At 71.2% G+C, this 13,269-nt stretch carries 11 protein-coding genes; 4 read left to right on the plus strand and 7 right to left on the minus strand.

Annotated elements, in window-relative coordinates; genetic code table 11:
• Positions 1-63: 63 nt before the first annotated feature.
• Positions 64-2,037 carry a S53 family peptidase gene (locus V6N00_RS07085; protein ID WP_334231377.1) on the minus strand — a complete coding sequence of 658 codons (1,974 nt, stop codon included), beginning with the start codon at positions 2,035-2,037 and terminating at the stop codon, positions 64-66.
• 346 nt (positions 2,038-2,383) lie between these two features.
• Positions 2,384-3,088 carry a TrmH family RNA methyltransferase gene (locus tag V6N00_RS07090; protein ID WP_416385043.1) on the minus strand — a complete coding sequence of 235 codons (705 nt, stop codon included), beginning with the start codon at positions 3,086-3,088 and terminating at the stop codon, positions 2,384-2,386.
• Positions 3,089-3,292: 204 nt separating this feature from the next.
• On the opposite strand from V6N00_RS07090, the gene V6N00_RS07095 reads away from it, so the two are divergent.
• Positions 3,293-4,033 carry an HAD-IIA family hydrolase gene (locus tag V6N00_RS07095; RefSeq protein WP_334231378.1) on the plus strand — a complete coding sequence of 247 codons (741 nt, stop codon included), beginning with the start codon at positions 3,293-3,295 and terminating at the stop codon, positions 4,031-4,033.
• Positions 4,034-4,069: 36 nt separating this feature from the next.
• Here V6N00_RS07095 and V6N00_RS07100 read toward each other — a convergent pair whose 3' ends face one another.
• Positions 4,070-5,089, minus strand: a complete 1,020-nt coding sequence (locus tag V6N00_RS07100) for a thioesterase domain-containing protein (RefSeq protein WP_334231379.1) — start codon at positions 5,087-5,089, stop codon at positions 4,070-4,072.
• A 2-nt stretch (positions 5,090-5,091) separates the two neighbouring features.
• Positions 5,092-5,664, minus strand: a complete 573-nt coding sequence (gene pyrE, locus V6N00_RS07105; RefSeq protein ID WP_334231380.1) for an orotate phosphoribosyltransferase — start codon at positions 5,662-5,664, stop codon at positions 5,092-5,094.
• 129 nt (positions 5,665-5,793) lie between these two features.
• Here pyrE and V6N00_RS07110 point away from each other — a divergent pair, with 129 nt between their 5' ends.
• Complete coding sequence (locus tag V6N00_RS07110) at positions 5,794-7,443, plus strand: stealth family protein (RefSeq protein WP_416385044.1); 1,650 nt, start codon at positions 5,794-5,796, stop codon at positions 7,441-7,443.
• Here the strand turns inward: V6N00_RS07110 and V6N00_RS07115 are convergent.
• Together V6N00_RS07115 and V6N00_RS07120 are read right to left on the minus strand one after the other, a co-directional pair.
• Positions 7,432-8,361 carry a phosphodiesterase gene (locus V6N00_RS07115; RefSeq protein ID WP_334231381.1) on the minus strand — a complete coding sequence of 310 codons (930 nt, stop codon included), beginning with the start codon at positions 8,359-8,361 and terminating at the stop codon, positions 7,432-7,434. The genes V6N00_RS07110 and V6N00_RS07115 overlap by 12 nt on opposite strands.
• Positions 8,362-8,576: 215 nt before the next feature.
• Positions 8,577-9,782 (minus strand): acyl-CoA dehydrogenase family protein, encoded by a 1,206-nt coding sequence (locus V6N00_RS07120; RefSeq protein WP_416385052.1) that lies wholly within the window; start codon positions 9,780-9,782, stop codon positions 8,577-8,579.
• Positions 9,783-9,998: 216 nt separating this feature from the next.
• Here V6N00_RS07120 and V6N00_RS07125 point away from each other — a divergent pair, with 216 nt between their 5' ends.
• Together V6N00_RS07125 and V6N00_RS07130 are read left to right on the plus strand one after the other, a co-directional pair.
• A complete protein-coding gene (locus tag V6N00_RS07125; protein ID WP_334231383.1) occupies positions 9,999-11,939 on the plus strand; it encodes an AMP-binding protein in 1,941 nt (646 codons plus the stop codon).
• Complete coding sequence (locus tag V6N00_RS07130) at positions 11,905-12,414, plus strand: MarR family winged helix-turn-helix transcriptional regulator (RefSeq protein ID WP_334231384.1); 510 nt, start codon at positions 11,905-11,907, stop codon at positions 12,412-12,414. Before V6N00_RS07125 ends, V6N00_RS07130 begins: the two co-directional genes overlap by 35 nt.
• A gap of 32 nt (positions 12,415-12,446) precedes the next feature.
• Here the strand turns inward: V6N00_RS07130 and V6N00_RS07135 are convergent, their stop codons facing one another.
• A complete protein-coding gene (locus tag V6N00_RS07135) occupies positions 12,447-13,268 on the minus strand; it encodes an enoyl-CoA hydratase (RefSeq protein WP_334231385.1) in 822 nt (273 codons plus the stop codon).
• Position 13,269 lies beyond the last annotated feature (1 nt).

Below are 13,269 nucleotides of genomic sequence, written 5' to 3' on the forward strand. Positions count from 1 at the left end.
CGCCGGGGCGCTGTGGGCGATCATCGCGTCACCCGGCCCGTTCCCGGGTCGGGTGACGCGCGGTCAGCCTCGCCGCAACATGGCCGCCGCGAGGTTCAGCGACAGGCTCCCGACCCCGGTCACGTCGTCGTAGCCACGCGTCGTCTTCAGGGACGAGTCGGTGTCGAGGGTGATCAGGTAGCTCGAGCCGGTGACGTCACTGGTGAACACCAGCGCCTGCTGCGGGTTCTGCGGCAGGACGTCGCGGAACAGGCTCGGCGCGTACCGATCGGTCAGGTAGATGGTCGGGTTCGCGAAGCCGAGCGTGCTGTGGGTCAGCTGCTGCGCGATCGCCATCTGGGCCGCCACGACCGGGGAGGCCAGCGACGTCCCGCCGTAGGTCTCGTTGACGTAGGCCCCGGTCTGCAGGGTGGTGTCGTCGACGATCGGGCTCAACCCGATCTGGTAACCGGTGTACGGGTCGGCGATGGCCGCGATGTCCGGGGAGACGCGGTGGCCGTTCGCCAGCGACGACGGCACGACGCCCTGCTGGTACGCCGGTTCCGGGAACAGCAGGCTGGGTCCGCCGCCGGCGCCGAACCGGAACGTTCCCGGCAGGGGCCCGGCGTAGGCGAGCCCACCGGTCGAGGTCTTGACGATCTGCTGGCGCGACGAGCCCCAGCCCGTCTCGAACAGGTAGTTCCCGTTCTTGCCGACCGCGAGGCTCGTGCCACCGACCGACGTCACCCACGGCGAGCTCGCCGGGAAGTCGGGGTCGGGGTAGCCGAGCGCGGCCGCCTCGTCACCGGAGTCACCGCTCGAGAAGTACAGGCCGATGCCCTCGGCGGCGGCCTGGATCTGCTCGTTCACCTCGCCGGCGATCGCGTCGGCGGGCAGGTTCTCGCCCTGGTTGCCGTAGCTGTTGCTGACGATGTTCGCGAGCTTGCGGTCGAGGATCTTCGCCATCGCCACGTCCAGCCCGCCACCGCAGTTGGTGCCGCCGACGTACAAGATGGAGGCACCCGGAGCGACGCCGTGCACGGCCTCGGTGTCGATGGCCTCCTCGCCCTGCCAGCCGCTCGGCCCCGCGCAGGCGGCCTGGTCGGTGAACTGCGACGGATCCGGGACGATCTCGCGGTACGTCGAGCCCGTGACCTGCGGCAGACCCGCGGCGGTGGAGAACGTGTTGAGGTCCTGCCGCATGGTCGGCGACGCGTAGGCGTCGATGATCGCGACGGTCTGGCCGTGCCCGTCGATGCCGTGCTTCGTGTAGTTCGTCAGGCCGTACGCGGACTGCAGCTGGCTGGGCTGGTAGCCGCAGATGTACGTCCCGTACTGGGTGTTGCCGCCGTAGGCGGGCGGCACCGTCACCTGGTGCTCGTTCCAGTAGGTGCTGCAGGGCGTCTGCACGACGGGGGTCGCGGCCGCGGCCTTGCGCGACGCGGCCGACGGGGCGTCCGGCTTCACGAGATCGGGGTGCGTGAGCAGACGGCCCTGGTCGAGGCTGATGCCCGCCACCTTGCCGGCCAGCGCGGCGGGCACGGACGCGGCCGTGGACGGAGCGACGACGGATCGGCCGCCGTGGTTGTAGCGGTGCAGCTGGGTGCCGAACGCGGCGCCGGCCTGGGCCGCCGTCGTCCGGAAGACGACGAACTGCCGGCTCTCGGGCACGGCGGTGATGGTGGCGTTGTGCGCCTTCAGGTAGTCCAGGACGCTGTTCAGGTCGGCCTGGGTCGGGGAGAACCGCTGGATCCACTGCTGTGGGCTGAGCCAGTGACGGTAGTCGCGGGACGTCGGCGAGGAGACCGCCGTCGCCAGCGCCCGGGCCTGGTCCGCGTTCCGCAGGGGCAGGTAGATCTCTCCCTCCACCGAGGTGTCGGTCGCGGCGGCGCCCTGGTCGTTGGCCGCGGTGGCCCAGGAGGGGACGGAACCGGCCAGGGTGTGGGGGCCGGGTGGCGCGGCGACCGCGCCGGTCGCGCCGATGGTCAGCAGGCAGGTGATGCCTGCGGCGAGTGCGGCGGCTCGCCGGGATCCGGCGGAGCGTCGGAAGGCTCTCATTCGAAACCTCTTCGCTTGGCGGGCGCCCTGTGCGCCCACATGGGCGGGAGCCTAGGCGGATAGTGAGGTTTCCGAAAGATCTCGACAGGTCGTCGATGTTGTGCAAGGGAGTCGGTGGTGCGTCCGGAGAGGGCGACGGACCGATCTCCGGGAGACCACGCGAATCTCTCTCGTTTATCGAGATGATGGGCTAAGCTGTTGATACCTCCCGGGCGGCGACTCGTCCCCCATCCCCCGCCCGGTCGAGGTGGAGAGTGGCTGGTATCGACCCTGTCCCCCCGGGTGCCGGTGCCAGCCGCTTCATGTGGCGGGCTCCTGTGCCGACGGCTCGCGTCGATGCCGGCGGTCAGATCACCGGGCGCTGGTGGAACCGGTGTCGCCGGACCCAGGCGTGCATCGCGATCGCGGCCGCCGCGGCCGCATTGATCGAGCGGGTCGACCCGTACTGGGCGATCGAGAGCGTCGCCTCCGCGGCGTCATGGGCCGCGTCGGTCAGGCCGGGGCCCTCCTGGCCGAAGACCAGGACACAGGCCGGCGGCAGATCGGCGGTCTCCAGCGGGACGGAGCCAGGTCCGTTGTCGATCGCGAGCACGGGCAGGCCGGCGTCCCGCGCCCAGGCGAGGAAGTCGGACAGCGTCTCGTGATGGCGCACGTGCTGATACCGGTCGGTGACCATGGCCCCGCGCCGGTTCCAGCGCCGGCGGCCGATGATGTGCACCTCGGCTGCGAGGAAGGCGTTGGCGGTGCGGACGATCGAGCCGATGTTGGCGTCGTGCTGCCAGTTCTCGATCGCGACGTGGAACGGGTTCCGCTGCTCGTCGAGGTCCGCGACGATGGCCTCGTGCCGCCAGTAGCGGTAGGCGTCGACGACGTTGCGGGCGTCCCCGTGGCGCAGCAGGTCCGGATCCCAGTGCTCCCCCTCCGGCCACGGCCCCTCCCACGGACCGACGCCCACCGGCAGCACCGGCTCGGCCGCGGAGGCTGCCGTCCCCGCGTTCTCGGCGGCGGGGTCGAAGGAATCGGAGGGCTCGGCGTCGGGCGGGATCGTCACCGTCTCACCGTAGTGGGGCGCCGGTGGCCCTCCGGCCCTCCGGCGACCGCGCCGTTCGCGACGGACGACCCGTCAGCGGCATCACACCGCCGAAGCCTCGCGTGGGGGCGGCAACGGTGGCAGGATCGGGGCATCCGCCCTTGCCACCGTGCTGAGGAGGCCACCATCAGAAACCCCCAGGACATCGAGTGCTGGCTCACCGACATGGACGGGGTCCTGGTGCACGAGAACCAGGCGATTCCCGGCGCTGCCGAACTGATCGAGCGCTGGGTGGACACCTCGCGCCGCTTCCTCGTCCTCACCAACAACTCGATCTACACGCCGCGGGACCTCGCCGCGCGGCTCTCCTGGTCCGGCCTGCCCGTGCCGGAGGAGAACATCTGGACCTCGGCCCTGGCCACCGCCCAGTTCCTGGCCAACCAGGCCCCGGGCGGCCGCGCGTTCGTCATCGGGGAGGCGGGCCTGACGACGGCCCTGCACGAGGCGGGCTTCATCCTGACGGACAGCGAGCCGGACTACGTCGTGCTCGGGGAGACCCGGACGTACTCGTTCGAGGCGATCACGTCCGCGATCCGGCTGATCATGGACGGCGCGAAGTTCATCGCGACCAACCCGGACGTCACCGGCCCCTCCCCGCAGGGCGTGCTCCCCGCGACGGGCGCGGTCGCGGCCCTGATTTCCCAGGCCACGGGACGGCAGCCGTACATCGTCGGCAAACCCAACCCGATGATGTTCCGGTCCGCGATGAACCGCATCGAGGCGCACTCGGAGACGACGGCGATGATCGGTGACCGGATGGACACCGACATCATCGCCGGCATGGAGGCGGGGCTGCTGACCGTCCTCGTCCTCAGCGGGATCACGACCCGGGACGAGCTCGGCACCTTCCCGTTCCGGCCCAACCGGATCTACGACCACGTCGGGGCGCTGCTCAAGGACCTGTGACGGGCAGCCGGGATCGTCGTCGCGTCGGACCGGGTATCAGGGTCCTGCGGGGCTCGCCGTCCCGATGGCGCGGGGCACCGGCAGGCACTGCCAGCACAACCGGTCCAGCGCCTGCTGGTACAGCTGCGGGTTCCAGTTCGGGCTCGCGTGCGGGGGCCGGGCCCCGGCCGTGGAGACGAGCGGCGGCACGAAGTTGCGGGGCAGCGCGTCCGCCCAGCCGGCGGCGGCGTTGACCGCGTCGACCGTGTCGTCGCCCGCGTTGCCCAGGTAGCCGACCGCCGTCGAGCCGAGATCGTTCGCGAAGACCCCGACGTCGTAGTTGTAGATGTACGCCGACTCGGACTGGATCAGCATGTTCGATGGCGCGAGCGGGCTCAGCTGCGCGGCGGTCTGATCGGCGATCTGCTGCCAGGTCCGCTCGTTCTTGTTGGCGACCCGTTCACCGAACTCCATCGCCGCCCGCACGGTCGAGGGGATCGCATAGCCGAGCTCGTAGGAGTAGACGAGCCCGTCGAACCAGCGGGAGTTCAGCACGTCCAGGCGGCTGTGCGGCGTCGAGTCGAGGACGATGAGCGGCACCGTCAACCCCGCCCGGCGCAGCCGCACGGCGAGCTGGACGGCGAGCATGCCGCCGAAACTGTGCCCGTAGAGCAGCATCGACGTGATACCCCGCTCGCTCGCATACGCGAGCGCCGCCCGCGTCAGCGCGGCGATCTCGAGGCCCTCGTTGGAGTAGCCGGCCCAGGCGAGCCGGCCCCACGAGACCATGGTCGGCGCGAGGGAGGCCAGCACCCACTGGCTCTCCTCCCAGCTGAGCTTGAAGCCGGGCAGCACGAGCCAGCTGGTGGCCGGGTGCAGGGTGTCCGCGTCGGACCCCACCCCCTGCACCGTGTGGATCGCCCGTTCGTGCGCGATGCGACCGGTGATGCCGAGGTCCGTGGCCAGCACGGCACCGACGACGGCCGTCCGCAGGAACGCCCGCCGGGACAGCGCACCCAGGCGGCCGGCGAACCGCAGCTGGTCCGCAGCCCGCGTGAGGTCCGGCAGACCGTCCACCGCTAGAGCCCGAGGTCGTCCTTGCTGAACGCCGCCAGGCAGGGCACGCCGGCGGTCTGCTCGATGCGCTCGCGGGCCCCCGTGTTGCGGTCCACGATCACGAGCACCGCGACCACCTCGGCGCCCGCGGTCGTCAGGGCCTCGACGGCGGTCAGCGCGGAGCCGCCGGTGGTCGAGGTGTCCTCGACGACGACGACCCGGCGTCCGGCCACGTCGGGACCCTCGACCTGCCGGCTCATCCCGTAGGACTTCTGCGCCTTGCGCACGACGAAGGAGTCGAGCTCCCGGCCGTCCGCCGCGGCCACGTGCATGATCGATGTCGCCACCGGGTCCGCGCCCATCGTCAGGCCGCCGACGGCGTCGACGTCGCCGAGCCCGTTGCGGTCCATGAGGTCCAGCAGCACGCGACCCACCAGCGGGGAGGCCTCGTGGTGCAGGGTCACGCGGCGCAGGTCGATGTAGTAGTCGGCCTCCATCCCGCTGGCCAGCGTGACCCGGCCGCGCACGACGGCGAGCTCGCTGATCAGTTCCTGCAGGCGCGCGCGGGCGGCGTCGAGTGAAGGGGGTGCGCTCATGCACGCCAGTCTATCCAGCGCTACCCGGGCGCCCCGCCGGCGCTCGCGCGGCCGCTCCCCGCACCCGCCCGCACCCCGCGACACCGTGAGGACCTATCATGGCGGCGAGACCGTCCAGGAAAGGATGCTGTGAATCCCACCGTCACGCCGAACGACGTCTATCACGCGACCGCGGAGGACGAGACCTATCTGACCACGGTCCAGGAGGTCACCTCCGCCGCGGCCGGACGGAGGTTGGCCGACCGGCCGGACGTCATCCACAGCGCCCGCGGGTACGCGCTGGTCAACGACGGCCTGACTCCGCACGAGGCGATGGTCGAGGACCTGTTGTTCGTCCGGGACACCCTGGACCGCGCCGGGATCTCTCTGCTGCTCGTGCGCGGCAACGACGCGCGACCCGTGATCGCGGTGCCCTGGACGGAGCGGAAGAAGTTGCAGGAGGCGCTCGTCGCCGCCTGCCAGGACGAGCCGTTCTACTCGGTGACGGTCGACGCCCGCAAGAACCGCGCCCTGCTGGTGGCCGACGGCAAGCTCGCCGAGAGCACCAAGGCCCGCATGTTCCGGCTCTACCGGCCGCGGGTGGTGCCGCACGGCGGTCTGCTCTACGGGCACGAGACCGGCGTGCAGATCGAGCTGTGGAAGTGGGAGGGCGAGACCCTGCAGCTGCCGATCGAGAACTCGATCACCCGGCGCACGCTGCCGGCCGACGAGGCGGTCCGCGGCACGGTCGAGCGGTTCGGGCGGACGTGGCCGACCATCGAGAACATGTTCGCCGACCACGCGACGGACATCGACTTCCCCATCGACATCGTCTTCTCGTGGGTCAACGGATCGGACGCCGAGCTGCTGGCCCGCCGCGCGTCCTACCTGCCCGGCGTCGTGCTCGGGGAAGGGGATGCCGCGGAGGCCCGGTACCGGCAGATCGACGAGCTGCGGTACGCGCTGCGGTCCGTGCACATGTTCGCTCCGTGGGTCCGCCGCATCTTCCTGTGCACCGACTCGGCCCTGCCGGACTGGCTCGACGCCGAGCACCCGGCCGTCACCGTCGTGCGCGCCGAGGACCACTTCGCGGACCCGTCCGTGCTGCCCGTGTTCAACTCGCAGGCGATCGAGGCGCAGCTGCAGAACATCGAGGGGCTCAGCGAGTACTTCCTCTACTCCAACGACGACATGTTCTTCGGCCGCCCGATCGGCCCCGACCTGTTCTTCTCCCCCGGCGGGATCACGAAGTTCATCGAGGCGAGCACCCGCATCGGACTGGGCGACAACCACCTGGACCGTTCCGGGTTCGAGAACGCGGCCCGCGTGAACCGCCGGCTGCTGTACGAGAAGTTCGGGCGGATCACCACCCGGCACCTCGAGCACACGGCCGCGCCGCTGCGCAAGAGCGTGCTGCGGGAGATGGAGCAGGAGTTCAGCACCGAGTTCGCGGAGACCGCGGCGAGCCGGTTCCGGGCCAAGGACAACATCTCCGTGACCAACTCGCTGTACCACTACTACGCGCTGCTGACCGGGCGGGCCGTGACCAAGGTGGGCGCGAAGGTCAAGTACGTGGACACCACGGTGCCGAGCGGGCTGAACCAGCTGGACAAGATGCTGCGGAAGCGCAACCAGGATTTCTTCTGCCTCAACGACGGCTCGTTCCCCGAGGTCAGCGCGGAGGAACGGCAGCAGCGGGTGACGGACTTCCTGACCCGCTACTTCCCGATCCCGGCGCCGTGGGAGAAGACCTCCGTGCCGGAGGACACCGCGAAGCGGGAGACGGCCTCAGAGGGCTGAGGCCAGGCTCCGCGACGCGGGGGCGGTGCGGACGTCGTGGCCGGCCGCGGCGAGCCGCCGGGCCACCTCCTCGGCGTCCACACGCTCGCCCACGAGGTCGCCACCGGCGGCCGGAACCACGGTGTGCAGCACGGTGTCCGGGTAGACGTGCACCATGTTGTAGGTCTGCGCCGCGTCTCGCCCCATCGTCGGACGGATCCCGCTGTCGGCGTCGACCGGCCGCGTGAGGTCCTGTGTGTAGCAGGTCGCCGAGGCCACGGAGACGGGGATGCCGGCGAACGTCGCGGTCGTCGAGTAGTGCAGGTGCCCGGCGAGGATCGAGACGATGTCGCTGCCGCGCACGACGTCCGCGAGCCGGGACTGGCCGCGCAGCTCGACGAGGGCGGCGAGGTCCTGGACGCACGGGACCGGCGGGTGGTGCATCGCGAGCAGGGTGCCGTCCGGTGCGGCCACGGACAGTTCGTCGGCGAGCCAGCGCAGCTGCTGGTCGGAGAGCTCACCGTGGTGGTAGCCGGGCACGGTGGTGTCGAGCACGATGATCCGCAGGCCGCCGACCCAGTGCACCTCGTCCATCGGCTCGGTGGTGCGGGCGTCGCCGCGCAGGTGCTCCCGCAGGTTGGCGCGGTCGTCGTGGTTGCCCATCACCCAGATCATCCGAGTGCCCAGACTCTCGGCGACGGGGTCGACCATGGCGCGCAGGGCGGCGTAGGCGTCCGCCTCACCGTGGTCGGCGAGGTCGCCGGTGACGACGATCGCGTCCGGAGAACCGCCGGCCGTCCTGATCTGCTCGAACACCCCCCGGGTGCGCTCCTCGGCGTCGAGGACGCCGCCGACGCGGCCCTCCGCACGCAGGTGGGTGTCACTGACGTGGAGCAGGAAGTAGGAAGGATCGGGGTGTTCGGACCGGAGGGTGGTCATCGGTCGGCTCTCTCGTGAGACGTGTCTGCGTGGCGTTCCCGGGTGTGTGGACACCCGGTCCGACGGGACGATCGTCACATGATCGAGACCGACCGGTCGGTAACGACACCAGTCAACAAGTCTGAAACCGACGCCGCGTGAATGTCCAGTGAACGCCTCGTGATGTGAGGTATTCGACGTCGTGACACCCTGCGGATGGGTCGGATTCCGCCGACTCAGACGAAGGCGGAGATCCCGGTCGCGGCCCGCCCCACGATGAGGGTGTTGATCTCGAACGAGCCCTCGTAGGTGTGCAGCACCTCGACGTCGGCGAGCAGCTTGGCCATCTCGTGATCGGTGAGGATGCCGTTGCCGCCGAGCAGGTTGCGCCCGACGGACAGCGTCTCGCGGGCCAGGCGCGTGAGCGTGGACTTGGCCAGCGCCGCCTGCGGCATCGTCAGGCGGCCCTCCTCCTGCGTGCGGGCGATCTGCGTCATGAGCCCGAGGCTGAGCGTGAGGTTGCCGAACATCTCCGCGAGCGCGGCCTGCACGAGCTGGAACGCGCCGAGCGGGCGGCCGAACTGCTGCCGGTCCAGGGCGTAGCGGCGCGCGATGTCGACGGCGGCGAGCTGGGCGCCGACGGCCTGCCAGCCGACCCAGGCGCGGGAGTCGCACAGCAGCCGGTTGGCCGCCGCGAAACCCAGCGCTCCGGGCAGCCGGTTCTCCTCGGGCACCCGGACGTCGTCGAAGGTCAGGTCCGCGTTCTGCATGATCCGCAGGCCGAGCTTGTGCTCGATCTTCGTGGCGGCGAAGCCGGGCCGGTCGGTCTCGACGATGAACGCCTTGATCACGCCGTCCGCCTCGTCGCGAGCCCAGGTGAGGACGATGTCGGCGACGGTGCCGAGGCCGATCCACCGCTTGGCGCCCGAGATGACCCAGGTGTCGCCGTCGCACCGGGCCGTCGTGGCCAGGCCGCCGGCGATGTCGGACCCGTGATCCGGCTCGGTCAGGGCGAACGAGCCGAGCGTCGCGAACCGCGACAGCCCCGGGATGAACCGCTCCCGCTGCTCGGCGGAGCCGAGGGCCTCGATCATGCCGACGACGAGCTCGTTGTGGATGCCGACGACGGAGGAGAGGGAGACGTCCGCGCGGGCCAGCTGCGCGTGCAGCAGACCGGTGAAGAGACGGCTGCCGGGCTCCAGACCCAGGTTGCCGTAGCCGCGATCGCCCAGGTCGGCGAGCAGGTCACGCGGCAACTCGTCGCGCTGCCACGGCCCGATGCTCGCCGGTCGCACCCGCTCCTGCAGCCATGCGGTGGCCTCGGCCAGGCGCCGCTGCTCCGTCTCGGGCAGCGCGCCGGCGACGTCGAGCACGTCGAGCGGCAGGAGGCCGTCGAGGGCGTCCGCGGCGGCGGCGGCGGCGGGTCGGAGTGCCGGGCTCATGGCGGCGGTGCCGGTGTCGGCGGCGGTGTCGGAGAGGGCGGTGTCGATGGGGCGCACGGTGCGGGCTCCTCGGTGTGGAGACGGGTACGGCCACGTCTGCGGAGTCTGATCGAGACTTCCACATGGTTGGATGTCCAAGTATAGTCCGATGTGATCTGAATCACGAATGCCGCACCTCAACGCCGCATCTCGAACACCGCCCCGGTCGGAGGTCCCATGCCCATACAGTCCGAGTCCCACGCGTCCGGCACGGTCACCGAGCGCTTCCGCGCCGCACGGGACCGGCTCGTCGAGCTGCGCGAGGACGCCGCGGCCGCCGTCGCCGAGTTCGCGTGGCCCCGGTTCGAGCACTTCAACTTCGCCCTCGACTGGTTCGACGCGGTCGCCGCGGGCCCGCGCGGGGACACGGATGCGCTCGTCATCGTCGAGGAGGACGGCGAGGCCGTGCACCACACGTGGGCCGAGCTGTCCCGGCGGTCCGCCCAGGTCGCGACGTGGCTGCGGGAGCAGGGCGTGCGACGCGGGGACCGGATGATCCTCATGCTCGGCAACCGCGTCGAGCTGTGGGAGCTCATGCTCGCCGGCATCAAGCTCGGCGTCGTGCTCATCCCCACGACGACGCAGATGGGACCGGCCGACCTGCGCGACCGGGTGGAGCGCGGCGAGGCCCGGTGGGCGGTGGCGGCCGGGGACGCAGCCCCCCAGGGCGCCGGGCACAGTGCCGTCCAGGACGCCGACAAGTTCGACGACGTGCCGGGCGACTACCGCGTCGTCCAGGTCGGCGGCACGGTGCCGGACGGACGACTGGACTACGCGCAGTCGTCCGATGCGGCGGAGACCTTCACCCCGGACGCCCCCACGGGCGCGGACGAGCTGCTGCTGCTCTACTTCACCTCGGGCACGACGTCGCGGGCCAAGCTCGTCGAGCACACGCACACCTCCTACCCCGTGGGCCACCTGTCGACCATGTACTGGATCGGCCTCGAGCCGGGCGACGTGCACCTGAACGTCGCGTCGCCGGGCTGGGCCAAGCACGCGTGGTCCAACGTGTTCGCGCCGTGGATCGCCGAAGCCACGGTGTTCATCCACAATTACTCGCGGTTCGACCCGGCGGCACTGATGGCGAGCATGGAGCGCCACGGGGTGACGAGCTTCTGCGCGCCGCCGACCGTGTGGCGCTACCTCATCCAGGCCGACCTGACACAGCTGCGGACCCCGCCGCGCAAGCTGGTCTCCGCGGGGGAGCCGCTCAACGCCGAGGTGATCGACCGGGTGGCCGCGGCGTGGGGGCAGACCATCCGCGACGGATTCGGGCAGACCGAGACGACGGTGCAGGTGGGCAACGCGCCCGGCCAGCGGTTGACCATCGGCGCGATGGGCCGTCCGCTGCCGGGGTACGACGTCGTGCTCCTCGACGTGGCCACGGGCGAGGAGGCCGACGAGGGCGAGCTCGCTCTCCGGTTGGACCCGCGGCCCATCGGGCTGATGCGCGGCTACCACGGCGACCCCGAGCGCACCGCCGACGTGTTCCGGGACGGCTTCTACCGCACCGGGGACATCGCCTCCCGGGACGAGCGCGGGGTGCTGACCTACGTCGGCCGCAGCGACGACGTCTTCAAGTCCAGCGACTACCGCCTGAGCCCGTTCGAGCTGGAGAGTGTGCTGATCGAGCACCCCGCCGTTGCCGAGGCCGCCGTCGTCCCCTCCCCCGACGAGCTGCGCCTCTCGGTGCCCAAGGCGTTCGTCGTCCTCGTCGGCGGCCACGAGCCGGGCCCGGACCTGGCCGAGGACATCCTGCGGTACTGCCGCGAGCACCTGGCCCCGTACAAGCGGATCCGGCGGCTCGAGTTCGCCGAGCTGCCGAAGACGATCTCGGGGAAGATCCGCCGGGTGGAACTGCGTGCGGCCGAGGTGGCGCGGCACGGGTCGGGCACGACGGCGGCCCCGCAGGGAACGGCACAGCAGACGACACCGCTGGAGGGCTTCGGCGTCGAGTACACCGACACGGACTTCCCGTCCCCGCGCGGGTCTGGGACGGACGGGTCCGGCACGGCCGCAACCGGTGCGGCCGCAACCCGCGCCGGTGCAGGCACCGACTCGAGCTCCGGCGAGGGAGGCGAGGATGGATCAGCCGCTGCCGCGGGATCCGATCGCTGACGCGCAGCGGAACTGGGAGCGCCGCGGCTGGGAGGCCCAGGCCGCGCCGATGGCGGCGGTCACCGCGATCATGCGCACCCAGCAGCTGCTGATGCTGCGCATCGAGGGCGTGCTCAAGCCGTTCGCCCTGACGTTCTCGCGCTACGAGCTGCTGACGCTGCTGGCGTTCACGCGGCGCGGGGAGCTGCCGATGAGCCGGGCCAGTTCGCTGCTGCAGGTCCACCCGACGTCGGTCACCAACGCCGTGGACCGGCTGCAGGCCGCGGGCCTCGTGGACCGGACGCCGCACCCGGTGGACCGGCGCACGACGCTGATCCGGCTCACCTCCGACGGACGCGACCTGGCGCGCCGGGCGACGGAGGCCCTGAACCGGGAGGTCTTCACCGACACCGGGTTCGACACCGACGACGTCGACGCACTGATCCGGATCCTCGCCCGGTTCCGGCAGCAGGCCGGCGACTTCGCCGTCGACTGATCGCTCGCGGAACGCGAGCCGGCGGGAAGACCTCAGCGGTGGCGGAACTCCGGCTTCCGCTTTTCCACGAAGGCGGCCATGCCCTCCTTCTGGTCCTCCGTGGCGAAGGCCGAGTGGAACAGCCGGCGCTCGATCTGCACGCCGTGGGTCACGCCCGTCTCGAAGGCCGTGCTGACGGCCTCCTTGGCGAGCATCGCGACGGGCTTCGACTTCTCCGCGATCGTGCCGGCGGCCTCGAGCGCCTCGTCGAGCAGCCGCTCCGCGGCCACGACCCGGGAGACGAGACCGGCGCGCAGCGCCTCCTCGGCGTCGATCTGCCGGCCCGTGAGGATCATGTCCATCGCGAGCGCCTTGCCGACCGCGCGGGTGAGCCGCTGCGTGCCGCCCATGCCGGGCAGCACGCCGAGGGAGATCTCGGGCTGACCGAAGCGGGCGGAGTCCGCGGCGATCACGAGGTCGCACATCATCGCCAGCTCGCAGCCGCCACCGAGCGCGTAGCCGGAGACGGCGGCGACGAGCGGGATCCGCAGCCGGGTCAGGTCCTCCCAGTGCCGGAACCAGTCCGCGGCGTACATGTCCATGTAGGACTGCGACGCCATCTCCTTGATGTCGGCGCCGGCCGCGAAGGCCTTCGCCGAGCCGGTGATGACGACGGCGCCGACGCCCGGGTCGGCGTCGAAGGCCGTCGCCGCGGCGACCAGCTCGTCCATCGTGGACTTGTTCAGGGCATTGAGGACCTTCGGCCGGTTCAGGGTGATGAGGCCGACCCGGCCCCGGGTCTCGACCCTGATGTTCTCGTGCCCGATGTTCTCGTGCCCGATGTTCTCGTGCCCCGCGTTCGCGTCATCACTCATG

Source organism: Tersicoccus mangrovi, assembly GCF_036881825.1.
GTDB lineage: Bacteria > Actinomycetota > Actinomycetes > Actinomycetales > Micrococcaceae > Tersicoccus > Tersicoccus mangrovi.